This is a genomic window from Klebsiella sp. 1SOBk5mer, from assembly GCF_046603115.1.
Lineage (GTDB): Bacteria > Pseudomonadota > Gammaproteobacteria > Enterobacterales > Enterobacteriaceae > Klebsiella > Klebsiella quasipneumoniae.
In genome coordinates this window covers 39,500-61,524 of sequence record NZ_JBKIUU010000015.1, presented here as the reverse complement: position 1 = coordinate 61,524, position 22,025 = coordinate 39,500, and the positions used below count along the sequence as shown (strand labels likewise).

The window sequence follows — 22,025 nt, the reverse complement described above, 5'->3', positions numbered from 1 at the left end:
CGATAACAGAACGGACACAACGTAAGAGGAATAACGATGAAACGACATGCCATTTATTTCGCCCTCGCGCTGGCGGGCGCGGCGTTCACCATTCAGGCGGCACCGTTGCCAGCGATGCCCGAGCCCTCCCTGCCGGTGAGCCACTTTATCACTCAGGTTAACGCGGATAAGAGTATCACTTACCGCCTGTTTGCCCCTGATGCCCGGCGGGTTTCGGTGGTGACAGGCGCCACGCCGGACACCTTTGTCTCGCACGACATGACCAAAGCGGACCACGGGGTCTGGACATGGAAAAGCGAGCCAATGAAACCCAATCTCTATGAATACTATTTTGATGTGGACGGCTTCCGCTCGGTGGATACCGGCAGCCGCTATCAGAAGCCGCAGCGTCAGGTGAACACCAGCCTGATTCTGGTTCCCGGCAGTATTCTGGACGATCGCCCGGTCGCGCACGGCGATCTGCGCACCCTTACCTATCACTCGAAGGCGCTGAATGCGGAACGGCGGCTCTATGTCTGGACGCCCCCGGACTATAGCGGCAGCGGCGAGCCGCTGCCGGTGCTCTATTTCTATCATGGCTTTGGCGACAGCGGGCTGTCGGCCATCGATCAGGGGCGTATTCCGCAAATCATGGATAACCTGCTGGCGGAGGGCAAGATCAAGCCTATGCTGGTGGTGGTCCCGGATACCGAAACCGATACCCCGGAAGCCATCGCGGAAAACTTCCCGCCGCAGGAGCGACGCAAAACCTTCTATCCGCTGAATGCGCAGGCGGCGGATAAGGAGCTGATGCAGGACATCATTCCGCTGATCGATGCCCGGTTTAACGTGCGTAAAGATGCCGACGGTCGGGCGCTGGCTGGCCTCTCTCAGGGCGGGTATCAGGCGCTGGTTTCCGGGATGAATCATCTGGAGAGCTTTGGCTGGCTCGCCACGTTTAGCGGCGTCACGACCACCACGGTGCCGAATGCCGGTGTGGAAGCGCAACTGAAACATCCTGAGGCGATCAATAAACAGCTGCGTAACTTTACCGTGGTCGTCGGGGAAAAAGATTCCGTAACCGGCAAAGACATCGCGGGTCTGAAAAGCGAGCTGGAAAAACAGAAGATCAACTTTGACTATCACGCCTATCCCGGCCTGAACCATGAAATGGACGTCTGGCGCCCGGCCTACGCGGAGTTTGTGCAAAAACTGTTTAAATAGCCGGTGGGGGCGTTTAGCCCCCGCTTTCCGCGAGTGAAGAAAGACAAGATGAAAGTAATTGTGTCCGAAGATGATGAAGAGATAGCCGGTCGCCAGCCGTCCTGTTCTGGGCTAGATCATAGCGCTACCTGCCAACCGTCGCCCGGTTGGGCGACGCCGGGGGCTAGCGAGTGATATCCCAACCGCGCGCTTTCCACAATGCCGGAAGCGCAGCCAGATCGGTAAAGGTCGTCACGTTGGGATGATCGATGGGCGGGTTGTGCGGATCGGCGCAGAAGTAGAACACCTCCATGCCGGCGGCTATTCCCGATTGTGCACCTGCCCTGGAATCATCAACCAGAATACAGTTCTCAACGTTAACGCTCATCGCCTTTGCGGCATGGAACATCAGCGCCGGATCGGGTTTCCAGCGCTGAATATCGTAGCCGCTGTACAACCGGTCAGCGAAATGGCGCAGCAGGCCGGTGCGGCCGAGAGAGTGTTGCATCTTACTGACCGGGCCATTGGAAACCACGCACATCGGGACGCTTACCGCATCCAGCAGCGCCTGGGCTCCGGCAATCACCTCCAGTTCGCTATCAAACAGGCGGGCGACTTCCGCACGGTAAATCGGCTCCAGAGTGGCCTTTTGCAGGTTAACGCCATGCTCGGCGTTGATGGTGTCGATTATTTCGTACAGTTTTACGCCTTTGAAGCGCTTAAAAATCTCTGCCAGCTCCAGCGTAATGCCAAATTCCTGGAACATGTGCACGTAGGCGCGGGAGCAAATCACCTCGCTGTCCACCAGCGTGCCGTCACAGTCAAAAAATACTGCTTCTGGTTGAGTCATAGCCATTCCATATTAACAAGTTTAACGTTTTCGTCATGTCCAATGCCGCGACGCAATCGTTGCCGTATAAGCAAAATAAATGAAAAAAATTACCATACAACCGCGCCTGGTGCTGTAATTTGGTATAGGATAGCGTCGAATTTTCCCTCCTTACGTTCGGAAACCGATAATGAGTCAACAACAAACCAGCCAGTCTTCTGGCCAGGGTCTGCTGGAGCGCGTATTTAAACTGCGCGAGCACGGCACCACGGTGCGCACGGAAGCCATCGCCGGTTTCACCACGTTCCTGACGATGGTGTATATCGTTTTTGTTAACCCACAAATTCTTGGCGTAGCGGGCATGGATACCAGCGCCGTGTTTGTGACCACCTGTCTGATTGCCGCTTTCGGCAGTATCCTGATGGGGCTGTTCGCGAACCTGCCGGTCGCCCTGGCGCCGGCGATGGGCCTGAACGCCTTTTTCGCCTTTGTGGTGGTGCAGGCGATGGGCCTGCCGTGGCAGGTCGGGATGGGCGCGATTTTCTGGGGCGCCGTCGGCCTGCTGCTGCTGACGATCTTCCGCGTACGCTACTGGATGATCGCCAATATTCCGCTGAGCCTGCGCGTGGGCATCACCAGCGGTATCGGTCTGTTTATCGGTATGATGGGCCTGAAGAACGCCGGGGTTATCGTCGCAAACCCGGAAACGCTGGTCAGCATTGGTCATCTGACCTCCCACAGCGTGCTGCTGGGCGTGCTGGGCTTCTTTATCATCGCGATTCTGGCGTCGCGCAATATTCATGCCGCGGTTCTGGTCTCTATCGTGGTGACCACCCTGCTGGGCTGGATGCTGGGTGATGTACACTACACCGGAATCGTCTCGGCGCCGCCGAGCGTGACTTCGGTGATCGGTCATGTCGATCTGGCGGGCTCCCTGAATCTGGGCCTGGCCGGGGTGATCTTCTCCTTTATGCTGGTCAACCTGTTTGACTCCTCCGGGACGCTGATCGGCGTGACGGATAAAGCGGGTCTGGCGGACGCCAACGGTAAATTCCCGCGCATGAAGCAGGCGCTGTTTGTCGATAGCGTCTCGTCGGTGGCAGGCTCCTTCATCGGCACCTCGTCGGTAACAGCGTATATCGAATCCTCCTCCGGCGTTTCCGTGGGCGGGCGCACAGGCCTGACCGCCGTGGTCGTCGGTATCCTGTTCCTGCTGGTTATCTTCCTCTCTCCGCTGGCGGGGATGGTTCCGGCCTATGCGGCAGCCGGCGCGCTGATTTACGTCGGTGTGCTGATGACCTCAAGCCTGGCGCGCGTGAAGTGGGATGACCTGACGGAAGCGGTACCGGCGTTTATCACCGCGGTGATGATGCCGTTTAGCTTCTCGATCACCGAAGGCATTGCCCTGGGCTTTATCTCCTACTGCGTGATGAAAATTGGCACCGGCCGTCTGCGCGACCTCAGCCCTTGCGTCATTATCGTCTCGCTGCTGTTTGTGCTGAAGATTGTCTTTATCGATGCACATTAATCCGCACGTATGATGAAAAAGCCCGGCATCGCTGCCGGGCTTTTTTTATGCTTTAACCCGCTGAATATAGTCGCCAAAGGCAGTCAGCTGGCCGCGCAGATGGTCGAGGGTGCTCTGATCGACCACTTCACCCGACTGCGGATCCACTTTGTTCTGGATCACGCCACCCATAAATTCCGGTTTATTCATCACCATCGCATCGAGGAACACCAGAATCTGCCGCAGATGATACTGGCAGCGCGCGCCGCCGATGGCACCCATAGAGCTGGTTTGAATCAGCACCGGCTTGCCGGACAGCGGCTGCTCGGGCAGGCGTGAAAGCCAGTCGATGGCGTTTTTCAGGCCGCCAGGCACGGAATAGTTATACTCGGGGGTGACAATCACCACGCCATCCGCCTCGCGGATCTGCTGCGCAATCTCCTGCACGCTCTGCGGGAATCCCTCTTCCTCCTGAATATCAGCATCGTACAGCGGAATATCGCCGATCGACGGCAGCGCGGAGATGTGCATACCCGCCGGCGCGATGCCGGGCAGGGTACGCGCGACCATTCCATTAAACGACCCTTTACGCAGGCTGCCGAGTAGCGTAACCACTTTCAAGGTATCTGACATGATTGCTCCTTTGGATCATGATGCCGGCAAGACCGGTCAATTGAGGGATAAGGTTTTTTCCGTGGGCAGACTGGTAAAGCGCATCAGGCGGGCTGAGGGTTCGCGTGCGCGGCGCTGAGCGTCCGCCAGGCTGTGCCAGTCGCCTCCCTTAGCATCATACTCCCAGACCTTCAGCGGGCCGATATTCGGGGTAGCGGCAATCGACCACACCAGCAGCGATTCGGCGTCACAGACGGCTTCGATCGGCAGGCTGCCGGCGGTACGCAGGCGGCCGGAGCCAGGCAGCAGCTGCAGCTGCGTTGATGTCTCACCGGTCAGCTTCAGCACGCTGCGGCGCAGCGCCACCAGCTGGCTGCGCGCTTCGTCCGGGTCATGCTGAATGTTAATCCACAGATTCTCATTGTTACTGAAATTTTGCCGGTCGGCGTCGTGGCTGCGAACGGCGCGCTGCAGCTCCATGTCGAGGCCGCAATCCCCCTCGGTGGTCAGCGCCACGCCAACGATATTGCCAGTATAAGAGATAGAGAAGCGGGGAAGGTGACGATCGCTAAAAACCGGTCTGCCATTGGCTTCGTTAACGATTTCAGGCAGCTCGCTGATGCCGTAAAGCATAAACAGCAGTTCGGCGAGCAGCGACCGCGAAGCGCGAAAGCGGGCTTGCCGGTATTCAGGGAGCCGACGTGCGGATTGATGACAGGCCGCTGACAAACGTGTCGATAGCGGCTCCCCGGTACTGAGTATCCCTCGTGCAAAATGCGTTGCCATACGTCGCTCCGTGAGTAATGGTCTGAATAAAACGGCGGGCGCTATTATCGCCTGGTATTAACAGGTTTTAATGCCGAAATCCCCCCTTGAAAAGGGAATTTGTTTGAATTTTACAAATTCTTGCGCAAATAAGGTGCTATGGGCACGAAACAAGACTTACAGCGTACCGGAAAAGAGCGCTTTCAGCGTATCTCTAAGCCAGACAAGCTTCGGGTTGTAGCTGTTGCGTTTATGCCATAGCAAGGTGAAGGGGACGCGAAGCTTTTCCAGATGCTGCGGCTCCAGCGGCAGCGGTCGGGAGACCAGCGGTAGCTGGTGCTGCTGATTATAGTGCTGGCAGTAGCGCGGCGCGGTGGCCAGCATGGTGTGCTGCGGCTGGGCCGCCATAAAGAGGGATTGCTCAAACCCCGGCACGGTCAGCGCCACGTTACGTTTATGCCCCAGCTCCTGCAGCACGTCGTCCAGCGCCCAGGTATCGCGTTGTTCCCAGCAGATGGTGATATGCGGATAGCGTAAGAATGCCGCCAGATCCCACTCCTCCCTGAGCGCCGGATGATCGGCGCGCAGCCAGACCTGCGGCAGGTCGGTGAACAGCACATCAAAATCGATATACCACGGCAGCAGGCTTAGCAGCTCTCGCGACTGCGGATGGCTTTCGCGCCCGCAGAAGCCGATATCCACCTCGCCGCGAATGATGGCGTCCAGGGAGTCGTAGTCCCAGTTGCGCAAACGAATCAATGCCTGCGGATAGCGCTGATAGATGCGCTGGGAGAGGGTGTTAAACAGGATCATCAGCAGCGGCGTTTCCGCCGCCAGCTCGAACTTGAGGCCGCTCGGCATGGTGTGGTGCGGTTTATCGAGGATCTGGTTGCCCATCTGCATCCAGTCCGCCAGATCCTGCTCCATGCTGCTGACCAGCGGCGTGGGCGCCAGGCCCAGCGGCGTTTTGACAAACAGCGGATCGTCAAACCAGGCGCGCAGTTTGGCCAGCGACTTGCTCACCGCCGAGGGCGAAACGTTCATCCGCTTCGCCGTACGGGTAACGCTGAGCTCCTGGGTCAGGAGCTGCAGGCAGAGGAGTAAATTAAGATCGAGACTCGAAAGCGGCTTCTTCATCGTGTTGCGCAACCCGCGGCGGGGTAGCGACCAGTAGCAGAACAAGACTCACTATGCTACAGGCAATGAGTATCCCGATCAGCATATTCATTGCGCTGAGTCCGATGATAGCGGCGAGCCATATCCACAGCGACGAACCGCACACCTGCGCGATGCCGAGGGCCGAGCTGGCGACACCGGCGCGCAGCGTGAATGGCCCCAGGGCCTGGCTCATCGCGACGCCGAAGCCGACGGAGAAGCCGGCGCAAATCATGCCCAGCCCGACCAGGGTGACGGCCTGGTGGGTGGCGAGGCTCAGCGCCACGCCTGCCGCCAGGAACAGCAGCTGCGAGGTTATCATCAGGGTGCGCGGTTTAAACAGCGACAGGGCGAACGGCGTCGAGAAGGAGACCGCCATGCTAACCATCGCCATCAGCGCCATCGTCATGGAATAGGTGCCGCGATCGAACCCCATCTCCTCCATCATCAGTACCGGCGAGACGTTCACGTAGGTGAGGATCGCCGTTACGCTGAGGGTGGTGATGAGAATGCGGCTGAGGAAAAAGCGATTCAACAGCGATTCATCCGCGCCATGCTGCGGCATAGCCGTCTGCGGAGGCTCCGTCGGACGCGTCTCGCGCAGGATAAATACCGCCAGTAAACCCACCGTTACCCCCATGCCGATCATGGTGTAGAACAGACTCTGCCACGGGAATTTCAGCATGATCAGGTGGCCGAGCACCGGCGCCAGAACGGGGATGATGCAGGTAATGCCGTTGAGCAACGACAGCACTTTGGCCCGCCGACGGTCGTCCAGCGTATCGCGCAGAATAGCGAAAGCCACCACGTAGCAGCAGCCGGCGCCGATCCCCTGGATAAAGCGTCCGGTAAGGAAGTGGCTGCTGGTGTGCGCCTGCGCGCAGAGCAGGGAGGCGATAACAAAGATCGCCGCGCCCACAATGGCGACAGGCTTGCGCCCCGAGCGGTCGGCGATACGGCCAGCAAACAGCATCGCGGAGGCCATTCCGGCCAGATAGACCGAGAAGGCGATATGTAATTGCGCCTCGCTGGCTCCCAGATCCTGAGCAATACGCGGCAGGCCGACGAGATACATATCGATGCCGGAGGGATAGAGCAGAACCAGGGCAAAGCTGCAGAGAAGAAAGCGTGTCATGAGATCCTCGCGATGTGAATGGCGTTCAGCATAGTGAGATACGCTCCGCAAGACGAGTTGCCATTTGGACAACGCTATTTTCCTGGCAGGAAACGCGAACTAGCGGCCCCGGCGTCGCCAGACGCGGGCCATCCCTTCGCTTTCCGGCCGAACGCTTTCGAAGCCAAACTTCGCGTACAGCTCCGGAACATCCGCCACCAGCGTAACGTAGGCGCCGTCAAAGGCGTTCGCATCCAGCCAGGCGACCAGTTTCTCCATCACCAGCCGGCCAAGGCCCTTCCCCTGGTGAGCCGGATCGACGGCGACGTCGACAATGTCGAAATTAATCGCGCCGTCGCCGACGATGCGCCCCATGGCGATCGGCGTCTCCTGCCAGAGGATATGTACGCCATAACAGCTTTGCGGCAGCCCGGCTCTGGCGCCTTCTACGGGGCGCGGCGACATGCCCGCTACCACCCGCAGGTGGCAAAACGCTTCGGCGGAGGGCACCTTCTCGATCACGGTATATTCAACGGTCATGCTTTAGTCTCGTGGTTAGGGGGAGATAAAAGTAGAGAACGTTGCGCCGCAAAGGGCAAGAAAAAACCCGCATTAACGCGGCGCTAATGCGGGTGAGTGAACGTTTACGGACTAAACGTTATTTGCCGATACAGAAGCTGGAGAAGATGCGGCCCAGCAGGTCGTCGGAGGTGAACTCCCCGGTGATCTCGCTCAGCGCCTGCTGCGCGAGACGCAGCTCTTCCGCCAGCAGCTCGCCGGCCCAGGCGCCCAGCAGCTGGGCTTTGCCCTGCTGCAGATGGTTCGCCGCCTCTTCCAGCGCCTGCAGATGGCGACGGCGGGCGAGGAAGCCGCCTTCCATATTGGTATCGAAGCCCATGCTCTGCTTGAGGTGATTACGCAGCACCTCGACGCCTTCGCCGGTGCGTGCCGACAGGCGGATCAGTGAGTGGCCATTTACTTCGCTGATACCCAGCGCTTCGCCGGTAACATCGGCTTTATTGCGCACCACGGTAATCGGCAGTTTAGCGGGCAGGCGCTCGATAAAATCTGGCCAGATCTCCGCCGGGTCAACGGCGCTGGTGGTGGTGCCATCGACCATAAACAGCACCCGGTCAGCCTGCGCAATCTCCTGCCAGGCGCGCTCGATGCCGATACGCTCCACTTCGTCATTGGCGTCGCGCAGGCCCGCGGTATCAATGATATGCAGGGGCATGCCGTCGATATGGATATGCTCGCGCAGCACATCGCGGGTGGTGCCCGCAATGTCGGTGACGATCGCCGCTTCGCGGCCCGCCAGGGCGTTCAGCAGGCTTGATTTACCGGCATTTGGCCGCCCGGCGATCACCACTTTCATCCCTTCGCGCAGCAGACTGCCCTGACGGGCTTCGGCGCGGACGGCGTCGAGGTCGACCATCACCTCGTTCAGCTGGGCTTCAATTTTGCCGTCGGAGAGGAAATCAATTTCTTCATCCGGAAAATCAATCGCCGCTTCCACGTAGATGCGCAGGTGAGTGAGCGCTTCCACAAGGTGGTTCACCCGCGCGGAGAACGCCCCCTGCAGCGAGTTCAGCGCCGAGCGCGCCGCCTGTTCTGAGCTGGCGTCGATAAGATCGGCGATGGCCTCTGCCTGCGCCAGGTCGAGCTTGTCGTTAAGGAACGCGCGCTCGGAGAATTCGCCCGGTCTGGCGATGCGCAGGCCCGGCAGGGTCAGAATACGTTTGAGCAGCAGGTCAAGAATGACCGGGCCGCCGTGGCCCTGCAGCTCAAGCACATCTTCCCCGGTAAAGGAGTTCGGCCCGGGGAACCACAGCGCAATCCCCTGATCCAGCGGCGTACCGTCAACGTCGTTGAACGGCAGGTAGTCGGCATAGCGCGGCTTCGGCAGCTTGCCGAGTACCGCCTGCGCGACGTCGCGCGCTTTGAGGCCGGAGATACGCAGGATGCCCACACCCCCGCGTCCCGGTGGGGTTGCCTGGGCGACGATAGTGTCGTTATGGCTCATGGTGACTCTCTATGTAGATGTAAAAAAGGCGGTCCATTGACCGCCTTCTCTGGCATTAACGTTACCGTAACTACTCTAAATTATCCAGGTCGCAGATGCGTTGGCTTGAAGAATGAAGAGTATCAGGATTTCTTCTTCTCGCGGCTATGCAGGCCACGCTTCTCCAGACCACGGTAAATCAGCTGCTGCTGGATAATGGTCACCAGGTTGCTGACGATGTAGTACACCACCAGGCCAGACGGGAACCACAGGAAGAACACCGTGAAGATGACCGGCATAAAGGTCATGATCTTCTGCTGCATCGGGTCGGTCACGGTGGTCGGCGACATCTTCTGGATGAAGAACATCGTCGCGCCCATGATGATCGGCAGGATGTAGTACGGGTCTTGCGCAGACAGATCGTGGATCCACAGGATAAACGGCGCATGACGCAGTTCTACCGAGGCGCTCAGCATGTAGTACAGCGCAAGGAAGATCGGCATCTGGATAATCAGCGGGAAGCAGCCGCCCAGCGGGTTCACTTTTTCCGCTTTATACAGCGCCATCATCTCCTGGCTTTGACGTTGTTTATCGTCGCCCAGACGCTCGCGCATGGCCTGAATTTTCGGCTGCAGCATACGCATCTTCGCCATGGAGGTGTACTGCGCTTTGGTCAGCGGGTACATGATGCCACGAACGATAAAGGTGATGACGATAATCGAGAAGCCCCAGTTGCCGAGGAAGCCGTGAATGAATTTCAGCAGCTTGAACAGCGGTTGGGAGATGAACCACAGCCAGCCGTAGTCGACGGTCAGATCCAGGTGCGGCGCGACGGCAGCCATTTTGTCCTGAATCGCCGGGCCGACCCACAGCGTGCTCTGCAGTTTGTCGGTTTGACCAGGCTGCACCAGTACCGGCTGAGATTTATAGCCGATAGCGACAATGCCGTTGCCGAGGTTGGCGGTGTAGAAGTTATTCGTCCCGTTATTCTGCGGCACCCACGCGGTGGTGAAGTACTGCTGCAGCATGGCAACCCAACCGTTTTTGGTGCTGACGTTCAGGTTTTCATTGTCCAGGATGGTATCGAATTTGTATTTTTCGTATTTCGAATCCGCGGTGGAGAACGCTGCGCCACGGAAAGTATGCATCGTGGACAGGCCACCGGTCTGCGTATCGCGACTGGACGGCAGCGCGGCGGTCTGCTTCAGCTGACCGAAGGTCGAGACTTCCAGCGGTTTCTCGCTGGCGTTCTGCACGCTATAACCCACGTTCACCGCATAATCACCGCGTTTCAGGGTGAAGGTCTTGGTGAAGACGTTGCCGGCTTTGTCGGTATAGGTCAGCGGAATAACGATTTCGTTCTGGCCATCAGCCAGTACATACGCATCTTTATCAGCGTTATACAGCGGACGCGGGCCGTTAGCCGGGTTATCCGGGCCGTCACGACCGGTTAAGCCGCTCTGCGCCTGGTAGATAAACTGTGGCGTAGTTTCCAGTAACTGGAACGGTTCAGTCGATTTCAGCGCTTTCGGGTAAGCCGGAAGCAGCGCTTGCTCAACATCACCACCGCGGGTGTTGATGGTCAGATCAAGCACATCAGTTTTAACCGTAATCAGTTTCCCCTGGCCACTGGCCGGTACGCCCTGGTCGGCGGCGCTACCCGCTGCTGTGGTCGTAGTCTGCGTGGTCTGCTGCTGGGGTTGCGGATTTTTGTCCTGCTCCCAGGCTTGCCAGATCATGAAAGACACGAACAACAAAGCGATGATAAGAAGATTGCGTTGCGAATCCATCGTTAGTGTTCTCTGGTATCAAATGGTCCAGGCGGGACGGGATCGTCACCACCAGGGTGTAAAGGGTGGCATTTTAATACGCGTTTCATCGTCAACCAACTGCCTTTTATCACTCCAAACCTGCGTAAGGCCTCAATTCCGTATTGAGAACAGGTTGGGGTGAAACGGCAATGCGGCCCGAGTAGCGGACTAATCAGGCGCTGATAAACTCGAATCAGGCCGATCAGGACCCGCGAGCCAGGCGACAATGGCGGCGCCATAATTTTTCCAACGCTTCCGAGAGAGCACGGTTATCGAGGTCGGCAACCCCTCTTTTCGCCACCACCACGAAATCCATTGGCGGGAGTTCATGTTGACGCAAACGAAAACTTTCACGCGTCAGACGTTTAATCCGATTGCGTTCATGTGCGCGTTTCACGTTTTTCTTGGCGACGGTGAGACCGATGCGGGGATGCCCCAGCGAATTCAGGCGGCCGAGGATGGTGATTTGCGGCGTGCCAGCCCGTTGTGGCTGCTGGAAGACGAAAGTGAAATGACTGGGAGTTAACAAGCGTAACTCCCTGGGAAATGCGAGCTTAACCACGCAGGGTTAGCTTTATTACTTGGAAACGGTCAGACGAGCGCGGCCTTTAGCACGACGACGTGCCAGAACCTGACGACCATTTTTAGTAGCCATACGAGCACGGAAGCCGTGAGAACGGTTGCGCTTCAGTACAGACGGTTGAAAAGTGCGTTTCATGGCGATTTCTACCTAAACTTGAATAAATTCACTGACTTTTGCGTAGACCCGAACGAACTTCGAACGACTTACGCCTCAGCGTGGGTGATTAAAGAGGCCGGATTGTAATAATTGTACACTCCGGAGTCAATTCTCTTTCCTTATTTCTCGCACCTCGTCGCACAAAAAATAAGCTGAGACGCGTGACGAAAACGGGCATTACGCGCCGGGTGGGGGATTATACGGCCTGGCCAGTAAAGCGCAAGGATCCTGAAGGATCTTTGTTAGATCGTTTCCGCCCAAAAGCGGCATAGCTCATTAATTTTTCCAATATGCGGCGGAAATCGTGCTTCACTCTTCCCAGGATCGATTACACTTACCCGGTTTCGATCCTTCCTGTGGATAAATCGGGAAGAATCTGTTGAGAAACACAAGATCTCTTTCTCAGTTTAGGCTATGATCCCCGGTCCCGATCGCGATCCCCGGATCCGCAGCGGGAAATAACCGCAGATAGCGGTTCGCACGTCACCCCTTTTGTGCAGGGGCTTTTCGGCTAATGCAGGGTCTTGTCGACGTGTGCCAACAATCACGATTGTTTCAGTTTTTCTTTGATATCGATTTTATGTTCGAGTGGAGTCCGCCGTGTCACTTTCGCTTTGGCAGCAGTGTCTTGCCCGATTGCAGGATGAGTTACCAGCCACAGAATTCAGCATGTGGATCCGCCCATTGCAGGCGGAACTGAGCGATAACACGCTGGCACTGTATGCGCCAAACCGTTTTGTGCTCGACTGGGTAAGGGACAAATACCTCAATAATATCAATGGACTCCTCAATGATTTTTGCGGTGCGGACGCCCCGCAGCTGCGTTTTGAGGTGGGAGCTAAGCCCGCCAGCTCGCTGCAGAAAGGGGCGGTAAGCCCGGCCGCAGCGACTATCCCGGCGGCGCAGGTGCAGACCGCGCGCGTGGCGCCGACGATCGTGCGCCCTGGCTGGGATAATGTCCCGGCGCCGGCGGAGCCGACCTACCGTTCTAACGTTAACGTGAAACACACGTTTGATAACTTCGTCGAAGGTAAATCTAACCAGCTGGCCCGCGCGGCGGCGCGTCAGGTGGCGGATAACCCGGGCGGCGCCTATAACCCCCTGTTCCTCTACGGCGGAACGGGTCTGGGTAAAACCCACCTGCTGCACGCGGTGGGGAACGGTATCGTGGCGCGTAAACCGAACGCCAAAGTGGTCTATATGCACTCGGAGCGTTTCGTTCAGGACATGGTTAAAGCGCTGCAGAACAACGCCATCGAAGAGTTTAAGCGCTACTACCGATCCGTTGACGCCCTGCTGATCGATGACATTCAGTTCTTCGCTAATAAAGAGCGATCCCAGGAAGAGTTTTTCCACACCTTCAATGCCTTGCTGGAAGGTAATCAGCAGATCATTTTGACTTCGGATCGTTATCCCAAAGAGATCAACGGCGTTGAAGATCGTCTGAAATCCCGCTTCGGCTGGGGGCTGACGGTGGCGATCGAGCCGCCGGAGCTGGAAACCCGCGTCGCGATCCTGATGAAAAAAGCCGATGAGAACGACATCCGCCTGCCGGGCGAAGTGGCGTTCTTTATTGCCAAGCGCCTGCGCTCAAACGTGCGTGAACTGGAGGGGGCGCTGAACCGCGTTATCGCCAACGCCAACTTCACCGGCCGGGCGATCACTATCGATTTCGTGCGCGAAGCGCTGCGCGATCTGCTGGCGCTGCAGGAAAAACTGGTCACCATCGACAATATTCAAAAGACGGTGGCGGAGTACTACAAGATTAAGGTAGCGGACCTGCTGTCCAAACGCCGCTCCCGTTCGGTGGCGCGTCCTCGCCAGATGGCGATGGCGCTGGCCAAAGAGCTGACCAACCACAGCCTGCCGGAAATCGGCGATGCGTTTGGCGGCCGCGACCATACCACCGTGCTGCACGCCTGCCGCAAGATTGAGCAGCTGCGTGAAGAAAGCCACGACATTAAAGAAGATTTTTCCAATTTAATCAGAACATTATCCTCGTGACGCTATGAAATTTACCGTAGAACGTGAACATTTATTAAAACCGCTGCAACAGGTGAGCGGTCCGTTAGGTGGTCGTCCGACGCTGCCCATTCTCGGTAACCTGCTGCTTCAGGTCGCGGACGGCGCGCTGTCGCTGACCGGTACCGATCTTGAAATGGAGATGGTGGCGCGCGTGGCGCTGGTTCAGCCGCACGAAGCGGGCGCCACCACCGTTCCGGCGCGTAAATTCTTTGATATCTGCCGCGGCCTGCCGGAAGGCGCGGAGATCGCGGTGCAGCTGGAAGGCGATCGCATGCTGGTGCGTTCCGGCCGCAGCCGCTTCTCGCTGTCGACCCTGCCCGCTGCCGACTTCCCGAATCTTGACGACTGGCAGAGCGAGGTGGAATTTACCCTGCCGCAGGCGACCATGAAGCGTCTGATCGAAGCGACCCAGTTCTCGATGGCGCACCAGGATGTTCGTTACTACTTAAACGGTATGCTGTTCGAAACCGAAGGCAGCGAACTGCGCACCGTCGCTACCGACGGCCACCGTCTGGCGGTCTGTTCGATGCCGCTGGAAGCGTCGCTGCCGAACCATTCGGTGATCGTGCCGCGTAAAGGGGTGATTGAGCTGATGCGGATGCTCGACGGCGGTGATACGCCGCTGCGCGTGCAGATCGGCAGCAATAATATCCGCGCCCATGTCGGCGATTTTATCTTCACTTCGAAGCTGGTTGATGGCCGTTTCCCGGATTATCGCCGCGTACTGCCGAAAAATCCGGATAAACACCTCGAAGCGGGCTGCGATATTCTGAAGCAGGCTTTTGCCCGCGCGGCGATTCTCTCCAATGAGAAATTCCGCGGCGTGCGGCTGTACGTTAGCGAAAATCAGCTGAAAATCACCGCCAATAACCCGGAGCAGGAAGAAGCGGAAGAGATTCTGGACGTGACCTACGCCGGCACGGAAATGGAGATTGGCTTCAACGTTAGCTACGTGCTGGATGTGCTGAACGCGCTGAAGTGCGAGAATGTGCGCATTCTGCTGACGGATTCGGTGTCGAGCGTGCAGATTGAGGATGCGGCTTCACAAAGCGCAGCCTATGTTGTCATGCCTATGCGCTTATAGAAAATATCGGGCTATCTTACTTGCCATTTTCAACCTGGGCTGTGCTCGTCCCTGTCACGTACTTCGTGTACGCTCCAGGGTCTGCGCGCAGTCCGCGTTGAAACTGGCTGCGCCGATTACGCCCTGGCCCGAAGAAACCCAGATATGTCACTGACGCGCTTACTTATCAAAGATTTCCGCAATATTGAACATGCGGATCTCGCTTTATCTCCCGGCTTTAACTTCCTGGTTGGCGCGAACGGCAGCGGCAAAACCAGCGTGCTGGAAGCCATCTACACGCTTGGCCATGGCCGGGCGTTTCGCAGTTTGCAAATTGGCCGGGTGATCCGCCACGAGCAGGAGGCCTTTGTTCTGCATGGCCGTCTGCAGGGCGAAGAGCGGGAAACCGCCATCGGCCTGACCAAAGACAAACAGGGCGACAGCAAGGTGCGTATCGACGGCACCGACGGCCACAAAGTGGCGGAGCTGGCGCACCTGATGCCGATGCAGCTGATTACGCCGGAGGGGTTTACTTTACTCAACGGCGGCCCCAAATACAGAAGAGCATTTCTTGACTGGGGATGCTTTCATAACGAAGCCGGATTCTTCACCGCCTGGAGCAACCTGAAGCGCCTGGTCAAGCAGCGCAACGCCGCGCTGCGTCAGGTCAGCCGTTATGCCCAGCTGCGGCCATGGGATCTGGAATTAATCCCGCTGGCGGAGCAGATCAGCCGCTGGCGTGCCGAATACAGCGCCGCTATCGTCGAAGACATGGCGGATACCTGTCAGCAATTTTTACCGGAATTCTCGCTCTCTTTCTCCTTCCAGCGCGGCTGGGAAAAAGAGACCGACTACGCTGAAGTGCTGGAGCGGAATTTCGAGCGTGACAGAATGTTAACCTATACCGCCCACGGCCCGCATAAAGCGGATTTCCGTATTCGCGCCGACGGGGCGCCGGTGGAAGATACCTTGTCGCGCGGGCAGCTTAAGCTGCTGATGTGCGCCCTGCGTCTGGCGCAGGGCGAGTTCCTCACCCGCGTCAGCGGGCGGCGCTGCCTGTACCTGATAGATGATTTTGCCTCGGAACTCGATGATGCCCGCCGCGGTCTGTTATCCAGTCGCCTGAAAGCGACGCAGTCGCAGGTTTTCGTCAGCGCCATCAGCGCTGAGCACGTTATGGACATGTCGGACAAAAATTCGAAGATGTTCCGCGTGGAAAAAGGTAAAATAACGGATTAACCCAAGATTAAATGAGCGAGAAACGTTGATGTCGAATTCTTATGACTCCTCCAGTATCAAAGTCCTGAAAGGGCTGGATGCGGTGCGTAAGCGCCCGGGTATGTATATCGGCGACACGGATGACGGCACCGGTCTGCACCACATGGTATTCGAGGTTGTGGATAACGCTATCGACGAAGCGCTCGCGGGTTACTGCAAAGATATCGTGGTGACCATCCACAGCGATAACTCCGTCTCCGTCCAGGATGACGGCCGCGGCATCCCGACCGGCATTCACCCGGAAGAGGGCGTCTCCGCAGCGGAAGTTATCATGACCGTCCTGCACGCTGGCGGTAAATTCGATGATAACTCCTATAAAGTCTCCGGCGGTCTGCACGGCGTAGGCGTCTCGGTGGTTAACGCCTTGTCGCAGAAGCTGGAGCTGGTTATCCAGCGCGATAACAAAGTGCACAAGCAGATGTATGAGCACGGTGTGCCGCAGGCGCCGCTGGCCGTGACCGGCGAGACCGACAAAACCGGCACCATGGTGCGTTTCTGGCCGAGCCTGGAAACCTTCACCAACGTCACCGAGTTTGAATACGATATCCTGGCGAAACGCCTGCGCGAACTGTCGTTCCTGAACTCCGGAGTCTCTATCCGCCTGCGCGATAAGCGCGACGGCAAAGAAGATCATTTCCACTACGAAGGCGGCATCAAGGCGTTCGTTGAGTATCTCAACAAGAACAAAACGCCGATCCACCCGAATATCTTCTATTTCTCTACTGAAAAAGACGGTATCGGCGTGGAAGTGGCCCTGCAGTGGAACGACGGCTTCCAGGAAAATATTTACTGCTTTACCAACAACATTCCGCAGCGTGACGGGGGGACTCACCTTGCCGGCTTCCGCGCGGCGATGACCCGTACCCTCAACGCCTACATGGACAAAGAGGGCTACAGCAAAAAAGCGAAAGTCAGCGCCACCGGCGACGACGCCCGTGAAGGCCTGATTGCCGTGGTATCGGTGAAAGTGCCGGATCCGAAGTTCTCCTCGCAGACCAAAGACAAGCTGGTCTCCTCCGAGGTGAAATCGGCGGTTGAGCAGCAGATGAACGAACTGCTGAGCGAATACCTGCTGGAAAATCCGTCCGATGCGAAAATCGTGGTCGGCAAAATTATTGACGCCGCGCGCGCGCGCGAAGCCGCGCGTCGTGCCCGTGAGATGACCCGCCGTAAAGGCGCGCTGGATCTGGCTGGCCTGCCGGGCAAACTGGCGGACTGCCAGGAACGCGACCCGGCGCTCTCCGAACTGTACCTGGTGGAAGGGGACTCCGCGGGCGGCTCTGCGAAGCAGGGGCGTAACCGCAAGAATCAGGCGATCCTGCCGCTGAAGGGCAAAATCCTCAACGTTGAGAAAGCCCGCTTCGACAAGATGCTCTCTTCCCAGGAAGTGGCCACGCTGATCACCGCTCTGGGCTGCGGCATCGGCCGCGATGAGTACAACCCGGACAAACTGCGCTATCACAGCATTATCATCATGACCGATGCGGACGTCGACGGCTCGCACATTCGTACCCTGCTGTTGACCTTCTTCTATCGTCAGATGCCGGAGATCGTCGAGCGCGGCCATGTCTATATTGCTCAGCCGCCGCTGTACAAAGTGAAGAAAGGCAAGCAGGAACAGTATATTAAAGACGACGAAGCGATGGATCAGTATCAGATTGCCATCGCCCTCGACGGCGCCACCCTGCATACCAACGCCAATGCGCCAGCGCTGGCGGGCGAACCGCTGGAAAAACTGGTTGCTGAGTTTAACGCCACCCAGAAAATGATTGGCCGCATGGAGCGCCGCTTCCCGAAAGCGCTGCTGAAAGAGCTTATCTATCAGCCGACCCTGACCGAGGCCGATCTGGCGGACGAACAGAAGGTGACCCGCTGGGTGAACACACTGGTCTCCGAGCTGAATGAGAAAGAGCAGCACGGCAGCCAGTGGAAATTTGATCTCCATGAGAACAAAGAGCTGCAGCATTTTGAACCGGTTATTCGCGTTCGTACCCACGGCGTGGATACCGACTATCCGCTGGATAATGAGTTCATTATGGGGCCGGAATATCGCCGTATCTGTACCCTGGGCGAGAAACTGCGCGGCCTGATGGAAGAAGATGCTTACATCGAGCGCGGCGAACGCCGTCAGCCGGTAGCCAGCTTTGAGCAGGCTCTGGACTGGCTGGTGAAAGAGTCCCGTCGCGGCCTCTCTATCCAGCGCTATAAAGGTCTGGGCGAGATGAACCCGGATCAGCTGTGGGAAACCACCATGGATCCGGACAGCCGCCGTATGCTGCGCGTGACCGTCAAGGACGCGATTGCCGCCGACCAGCTGTTCACTACCCTGATGGGTGATGCCGTTGAACCGCGTCGCGCGTTTATCGAAGAGAACGCCCTGAAAGCGGCGAATATCGATATCTAAGCCGTGTGTTCCCCCGGCGCGAGTTTGACCGGGGTAACGGAATGTCTGAGCCCGGTCGCATAGCGCGACCGGGCTTTTCTTTGCCAGTAAAAGGGGAATCCTCTGCTGCGGTTCCATCCCCCTTTCTGGCCGACACTTTTACTGTTTTTTGAGCGGAATCGCGTTAGCATGAGGGAAGACTCATCTTACCCGGGGATCCTATGGCTATTAAACTGATTGCAATTGATATGGATGGCACGCTGCTGCTGCCCGATCACACTATCTCTCCCGCCGTTAAAAACGCCATTGCCGCCGCCCGTGAAAAAGGGGTGAACGTGGTGCTGACCACAGGCCGCCCTTACGCGGGTGTCCACAGCTATCTGAAAGAGCTGCATATGGAGCAGCCGGGTGATTACTGCATCACCTACAATGGCGCGCTGGTGCAGAAAGCCGGGGACGGCAGCACCGTCGCACAAACCGCGCTGAGCTATGACGACTATCGCTTCCTCGAACAGCTCTCCCGCGAAGTCGGCTCCCACTTCCACGCGCTCGATCGCAATACGCTGTATACCGCGAATCGCGATATCAGCTACTACACCGTGCATGAATCCTATGTGGCGACCATCCCGCTGGTGTTCTGCGAAGCGGAAAAGATGGACCCTGAGATCCAGCTGCTGAAGGTAATGATGATCGATGAGCCAGCGATCCTCGACAAGGCTATCGCCCGTATCCCGGCGGAAGTGAAAGAAAAGTACACCGTGCTGAAAAGCGCGCCTTACTTCCTCGAAATACTGGATAAACGCGTCAATAAAGGCACCGGCGTGAAGTCGCTGGCCGATGCGCTGGGTATCAAACCGGAAGAGATTATGGCGATAGGGGATCAGGAAAATGATATCGCGATGATTGAATTTGCCGGCGTCGGCGTGGCGATGGATAACGCCATTCCGGCGGTCAAAGAAGCGGCGAACTTCATTACCAAATCGAACCTCGATGATGGCGTCGCCTTCGCTATTGAAAAATACGTTTTAGCGTAAGCTTCCTTCAGGTCCGGCGTTCGTCGGGCCTGTCTTCTCTTTTTTCATGAACAGATGTTAATCCGCATTTAAATCCCTTATTCCGCACAGGGGATTCTATAAGCTACCCGCCCTCTTTTTTTGCAATTCAGAACTAACATCAGATTTTTCATGAATAAACGCCATTATTTGATGTTGGTTACGCTGCCATTCGCCTCTGTTCAGATCTGCGCGGCCGCGGAACCAACGACGCCGCTCGAACCAGCGTATGCCTATCACGGCGCCGAGCCCGCGGATCTGCCGGCGCCAGAAAGTCGCCAGCCTGCGGCGACAGCATCGTCTTCGCTACTCCCTTTGCTAGGCGACGAGGCCAGAAAGCGTGGCTACGTCCTGCCGCTGCCGTTTGGCGTCAGCATTAACTATATGGATATGCGGCAGAATATTAATGTCGACAGCATTAGCTTCACCGGCCTGTCGCTGGACGGACGCAATATCGATTGCGGTAAGGATCCTGTTTGCAAACGCGCCGTGAAGCACATTTTCGGAAATGGGCCGGTCTCGCTGGACAACGCCTTCCAGATTGGCGTCGGTAATACGCGGGAAAGCAGCAAAACCGAGACGCTCAAGCTGGATGCCTGGCTGCTGCCGTTTATGAATGTTTATGGTCTCGTCGGACACACCGAGGGGCACTCCATTTCGCAGATTGCCGTCGGGCTGAAGGGGCCGAACGGCAAAGTGGTGCCGATGCCGGGGATGCAGGACCTCGACTTTCGCCTCGATTTTAAAGGCACCACCTATGGGATGGGCACCACGCTGGTGGGCGGCATCGGCAACTGGTTTACCGTACTGGACGCTAACTACACCCAGACGCGCTTTGATATCCTCGACGGCAGCATCGATGCGTTTACCTTTTCGCCGCGCGTAGGCTATCGTTTCAATACGCCATCGGTCGATGCGCTACATCTCCCGGCCGGAAAGCTGAATCTATGGGTCGGCAGCATGTATCAGGACGTGCAGCAAGAGTTTAAGGGTAGCCTTAACGATCTCTCGATGCCGTCGCCGATGCTGCAAAACATGGTCAACCTGGCCAACCAGGACAATCATGGCCGCTTTGATGTGAAACAGCATCTGCAGTCGCCGTGGAACGTGCTGGTGGGAGCGCAGTATGAGCTGACGCAGAATTTTAATATCACCACGGAGTTTGGTTTTGCCGAGCGTAACAGCTTCTTTATCTCCGGCGAGTATCGCTTTTGAGCCGACCGCTTAACCCTGTTCTGTTGCTTCTGACATGGGCGCTATGCGCGCCGGTCCAGGCGCAGACCATCAGCCGCGAGCAAATCGACGGCTGGCTGCAGCATCTCGGCGCCAGCGATGAATTCGACGCCAGCAAAGGCATTGACTGGGGCGTGATGCCCGGTCCGTTCTATACGCCGGAGCTGGGGCTGGGCATCGGCACTGCCGTCGTCGGTCTCTACCGTCCCGATCCGCAGGATACCACCAGCCAGAATTCCACGCTGACGCTCAGCGGCTACGCCAGCTCCACCGGCGCCTTCGGCCTTAGCGTGAAAAACTACGCTTTTTTTGACCACGACCGATGGCGAATTTTTGTTGATGGATCGATGGCCAACACCCCGACGTATTTCTGGGGACAAGGCTTTCATGCCGGCGATAAAGACAACGAAAAAGAGAAATATACCGCCCAGGTGCTGACCCTGCGCCCGACGGTCTACCGGCAGCTTATCGACAATGTTTATCTCGGCGCCGGATGGTCGCTGGCGGCGCAGAATGCCGATGAGATGGACCATAACGATCTGCCGAAAATTGAAAATACCCCGCAGGGGCCGTCGGTATTCAGCTCGGGCGCCAGCGTCGCGCTCAACTGGGACGATCGCGACTTCGTCCCCAATCCGCGCCGGGGTCAGTATGCCAACTTCCGTTACACCCACTATGCGCCCGGCTTAGGCAGCGATACCCGCTTTGACGAATTTCAGCTGCACTATAGCCATTATCATGCCCTCAGCGAGAAAAGCGTCCTCGCCTGGGAGGCCGATGGCGCTTTCACCCAGGGCGATGTGCCGTGGAGCATGATGCCCCTGCTGGGCAGCGATGAGCGGATGCGCGGCTACTATCAGGGGCGTTATCGCGATAAAAACGTCGTTAGCAGCCAACTGGAATACCGCCGGCAGCTCACCTGGCGACACGGGATTGTGGCCTGGGCCGGGGCGGGAACCATGGGGCCATCCATGGATTCCCTGAATGACGGACGCTGGCTGCCTTCGGCGGGCGTCGGCTACCGCTTTGAATTCAAACCTCGCGTTAACGTTCGCCTCGACTACGGTATCGGCAAAGGCAGCAGCGGCTTTTACTTCCAGGTCGGCGAAGCGTTTTAACGCGTCCTCCCCTTCTTTTTCTCTCTTATCGCCTCTTGCCAGGGCTGCTGCGTTTTAATTTTCATGGATTGTTCTTTTTGTGATCCAAATTGTAGTACAACACAATAATATTGTACTACAGTACGCTCATGTTGATAACGTACAGCATCACGTTAGT

At 57.4% G+C, this 22,025-nt stretch carries 20 protein-coding genes; 9 read left to right on the top strand and 11 right to left on the bottom strand.

Features of this window, described 5'->3' with window-relative positions; all coding sequences use genetic code 11:
- The first annotated feature begins 36 nt into the window (after nucleotides 1-36).
- A complete protein-coding gene (locus ACLH1U_RS23075; protein ID WP_102002128.1) occupies nucleotides 37-1,203 on the top strand; it encodes an esterase in 1,167 nt (388 codons plus the stop codon).
- Nucleotides 1,204-1,366: 163 nt separating this feature from the next.
- Here ACLH1U_RS23075 and yieH read toward each other — a convergent pair whose 3' ends face one another.
- Nucleotides 1,367-2,032, bottom strand: coding sequence for a 6-phosphogluconate phosphatase (gene yieH / locus ACLH1U_RS23070; RefSeq protein ID WP_065805537.1), 666 nt, complete (start codon nucleotides 2,030-2,032; stop codon nucleotides 1,367-1,369).
- A gap of 169 nt (nucleotides 2,033-2,201) precedes the next feature.
- On the opposite strand from yieH, the gene ACLH1U_RS23065 reads away from it, so the two are divergent.
- On the top strand, nucleotides 2,202-3,539 hold the full coding sequence (locus ACLH1U_RS23065) for an NCS2 family permease (RefSeq protein WP_023291466.1): 1,338 nt from the start codon (nucleotides 2,202-2,204) through the stop codon (nucleotides 3,537-3,539).
- A 45-nt stretch (nucleotides 3,540-3,584) separates the two neighbouring features.
- Here the strand turns inward: ACLH1U_RS23065 and ACLH1U_RS23060 are convergent, their stop codons facing one another.
- From ACLH1U_RS23060 to rpmH, 10 genes are all read right to left on the bottom strand, one after another.
- Entirely contained in the window at nucleotides 3,585-4,151 is a 567-nt protein-coding gene (locus ACLH1U_RS23060) for an NADPH-dependent FMN reductase (protein WP_023291465.1), read from the bottom strand.
- 36 nt (nucleotides 4,152-4,187) lie between these two features.
- Nucleotides 4,188-4,763, bottom strand: a complete 576-nt coding sequence (locus tag ACLH1U_RS23055; RefSeq protein WP_072096716.1) for a 4'-phosphopantetheinyl transferase family protein — start codon at nucleotides 4,761-4,763, stop codon at nucleotides 4,188-4,190.
- 309 nt (nucleotides 4,764-5,072) lie between these two features.
- Nucleotides 5,073-6,032: an HTH-type transcriptional regulator YidZ gene (gene yidZ / locus ACLH1U_RS23050; RefSeq protein ID WP_065805539.1), complete on the bottom strand. Its 960-nt coding sequence runs from the start codon at nucleotides 6,030-6,032 to the stop codon at nucleotides 5,073-5,075.
- The gene (locus tag ACLH1U_RS23045) at nucleotides 6,001-7,185 is read right to left on the bottom strand and encodes an MFS transporter (RefSeq protein WP_065805541.1); all 1,185 of its coding nucleotides are present in this window, start codon (nucleotides 7,183-7,185) and stop codon (nucleotides 6,001-6,003) included. Before ACLH1U_RS23045 ends, yidZ begins: the two co-directional genes overlap by 32 nt.
- Before the next feature lie 99 nt (nucleotides 7,186-7,284).
- Nucleotides 7,285-7,704 carry a GNAT family N-acetyltransferase gene (locus ACLH1U_RS23040; RefSeq protein ID WP_023291462.1) on the bottom strand — a complete coding sequence of 140 codons (420 nt, stop codon included), beginning with the start codon at nucleotides 7,702-7,704 and terminating at the stop codon, nucleotides 7,285-7,287.
- 118 nt (nucleotides 7,705-7,822) lie between these two features.
- Entirely contained in the window at nucleotides 7,823-9,187 is a 1,365-nt protein-coding gene (gene mnmE, locus ACLH1U_RS23035; RefSeq protein WP_023291461.1) for a tRNA uridine-5-carboxymethylaminomethyl(34) synthesis GTPase MnmE, read from the bottom strand.
- A 122-nt stretch (nucleotides 9,188-9,309) separates the two neighbouring features.
- On the bottom strand, nucleotides 9,310-10,956 hold the full coding sequence (gene yidC / locus ACLH1U_RS23030) for a membrane protein insertase YidC (RefSeq protein WP_023291460.1): 1,647 nt from the start codon (nucleotides 10,954-10,956) through the stop codon (nucleotides 9,310-9,312).
- Nucleotides 10,957-10,958: 2 nt separating this feature from the next.
- On the bottom strand, nucleotides 10,959-11,216 hold the full coding sequence (gene yidD, locus ACLH1U_RS23025; protein ID WP_004151536.1) for a membrane protein insertion efficiency factor YidD: 258 nt from the start codon (nucleotides 11,214-11,216) through the stop codon (nucleotides 10,959-10,961).
- Nucleotides 11,180-11,539 carry a ribonuclease P protein component gene (rnpA, locus tag ACLH1U_RS23020; protein WP_004151535.1) on the bottom strand — a complete coding sequence of 120 codons (360 nt, stop codon included), beginning with the start codon at nucleotides 11,537-11,539 and terminating at the stop codon, nucleotides 11,180-11,182. The genes yidD and rnpA overlap by 37 nt, the downstream gene beginning before the upstream one ends.
- Nucleotides 11,540-11,554: 15 nt before the next feature.
- Nucleotides 11,555-11,695, bottom strand: coding sequence for a 50S ribosomal protein L34 (gene rpmH / locus ACLH1U_RS23015; protein WP_000831330.1), 141 nt, complete (start codon nucleotides 11,693-11,695; stop codon nucleotides 11,555-11,557).
- Nucleotides 11,696-12,316: 621 nt separating this feature from the next.
- Between rpmH and dnaA the strand changes: the two genes are divergently transcribed.
- The 7 genes from dnaA (at nucleotide 12,317) to ACLH1U_RS22980 (ending at nucleotide 21,868) form a co-directional block, all read left to right on the top strand.
- Entirely contained in the window at nucleotides 12,317-13,720 is a 1,404-nt protein-coding gene (gene dnaA, locus ACLH1U_RS23010; RefSeq protein WP_017899658.1) for a chromosomal replication initiator protein DnaA, read from the top strand.
- A gap of 4 nt (nucleotides 13,721-13,724) precedes the next feature.
- Complete coding sequence (gene dnaN, locus ACLH1U_RS23005; RefSeq protein WP_004145090.1) at nucleotides 13,725-14,825, top strand: DNA polymerase III subunit beta; 1,101 nt, start codon at nucleotides 13,725-13,727, stop codon at nucleotides 14,823-14,825.
- 144 nt (nucleotides 14,826-14,969) lie between these two features.
- Nucleotides 14,970-16,043, top strand: coding sequence for a DNA replication/repair protein RecF (gene recF, locus ACLH1U_RS23000; RefSeq protein WP_023291459.1), 1,074 nt, complete (start codon nucleotides 14,970-14,972; stop codon nucleotides 16,041-16,043).
- A 28-nt stretch (nucleotides 16,044-16,071) separates the two neighbouring features.
- Nucleotides 16,072-18,486 (top strand): DNA topoisomerase (ATP-hydrolyzing) subunit B, encoded by a 2,415-nt coding sequence (gene gyrB / locus ACLH1U_RS22995; RefSeq protein ID WP_004202281.1) that lies wholly within the window; start codon nucleotides 16,072-16,074, stop codon nucleotides 18,484-18,486.
- A gap of 200 nt (nucleotides 18,487-18,686) precedes the next feature.
- Nucleotides 18,687-19,499 (top strand): sugar-phosphatase, encoded by an 813-nt coding sequence (gene yidA, locus ACLH1U_RS22990; protein WP_023291455.1) that lies wholly within the window; start codon nucleotides 18,687-18,689, stop codon nucleotides 19,497-19,499.
- Nucleotides 19,500-19,649: 150 nt separating this feature from the next.
- Nucleotides 19,650-20,732, top strand: a complete 1,083-nt coding sequence (locus ACLH1U_RS22985; protein WP_023291454.1) for a hypothetical protein — start codon at nucleotides 19,650-19,652, stop codon at nucleotides 20,730-20,732.
- Nucleotides 20,729-21,868 (top strand): BamA/TamA family outer membrane protein, encoded by a 1,140-nt coding sequence (locus ACLH1U_RS22980; protein ID WP_411299476.1) that lies wholly within the window; start codon nucleotides 20,729-20,731, stop codon nucleotides 21,866-21,868. Before ACLH1U_RS22985 ends, ACLH1U_RS22980 begins: the two co-directional genes overlap by 4 nt.
- The last annotated feature ends 157 nt before the right edge of the window (nucleotides 21,869-22,025 follow it).

What these genes read in the sequence shown, in the direction of transcription:
- gyrB (WP_004202281.1), top strand. Translation starts at nt 16,072, where the DNA reads ATGTCGAATTCTTATGACTCCTCCAGTATCAAAGTCCTGAAAGGGCTG.
- yidC (WP_023291460.1), bottom strand. Translation starts at nt 10,956, where the DNA reads ATGGATTCGCAACGCAATCTTCTTATCATCGCTTTGTTGTTCGTGTCT.
- yidA (WP_023291455.1), top strand. Translation starts at nt 18,687, where the DNA reads ATGGCTATTAAACTGATTGCAATTGATATGGATGGCACGCTGCTGCTG.
- ACLH1U_RS23040 (WP_023291462.1), bottom strand. Translation starts at nt 7,704, where the DNA reads ATGACCGTTGAATATACCGTGATCGAGAAGGTGCCCTCCGCCGAAGCG.
- recF (WP_023291459.1), top strand. Translation starts at nt 14,970, where the DNA reads ATGTCACTGACGCGCTTACTTATCAAAGATTTCCGCAATATTGAACAT.
- rpmH (WP_000831330.1), bottom strand. Translation starts at nt 11,695, where the DNA reads ATGAAACGCACTTTTCAACCGTCTGTACTGAAGCGCAACCGTTCTCAC.
- yidZ (WP_065805539.1), bottom strand. Translation starts at nt 6,032, where the DNA reads ATGAAGAAGCCGCTTTCGAGTCTCGATCTTAATTTACTCCTCTGCCTG.
- ACLH1U_RS23055 (WP_072096716.1), bottom strand. Translation starts at nt 4,763, where the DNA reads ATGCTTTACGGCATCAGCGAGCTGCCTGAAATCGTTAACGAAGCCAAT.
- ACLH1U_RS23075 (WP_102002128.1), top strand. Translation starts at nt 37, where the DNA reads ATGAAACGACATGCCATTTATTTCGCCCTCGCGCTGGCGGGCGCGGCG.
- yidD (WP_004151536.1), bottom strand. Translation starts at nt 11,216, where the DNA reads ATGGCGCCGCCATTGTCGCCTGGCTCGCGGGTCCTGATCGGCCTGATT.
- ACLH1U_RS23045 (WP_065805541.1), bottom strand. Translation starts at nt 7,185, where the DNA reads ATGACACGCTTTCTTCTCTGCAGCTTTGCCCTGGTTCTGCTCTATCCC.
- ACLH1U_RS23065 (WP_023291466.1), top strand. Translation starts at nt 2,202, where the DNA reads ATGAGTCAACAACAAACCAGCCAGTCTTCTGGCCAGGGTCTGCTGGAG.
- dnaN (WP_004145090.1), top strand. Translation starts at nt 13,725, where the DNA reads ATGAAATTTACCGTAGAACGTGAACATTTATTAAAACCGCTGCAACAG.
- ACLH1U_RS23060 (WP_023291465.1), bottom strand. Translation starts at nt 4,151, where the DNA reads ATGTCAGATACCTTGAAAGTGGTTACGCTACTCGGCAGCCTGCGTAAA.
- mnmE (WP_023291461.1), bottom strand. Translation starts at nt 9,187, where the DNA reads ATGAGCCATAACGACACTATCGTCGCCCAGGCAACCCCACCGGGACGC.
- yieH (WP_065805537.1), bottom strand. Translation starts at nt 2,032, where the DNA reads ATGACTCAACCAGAAGCAGTATTTTTTGACTGTGACGGCACGCTGGTG.
- ACLH1U_RS22985 (WP_023291454.1), top strand. Translation starts at nt 19,650, where the DNA reads ATGAATAAACGCCATTATTTGATGTTGGTTACGCTGCCATTCGCCTCT.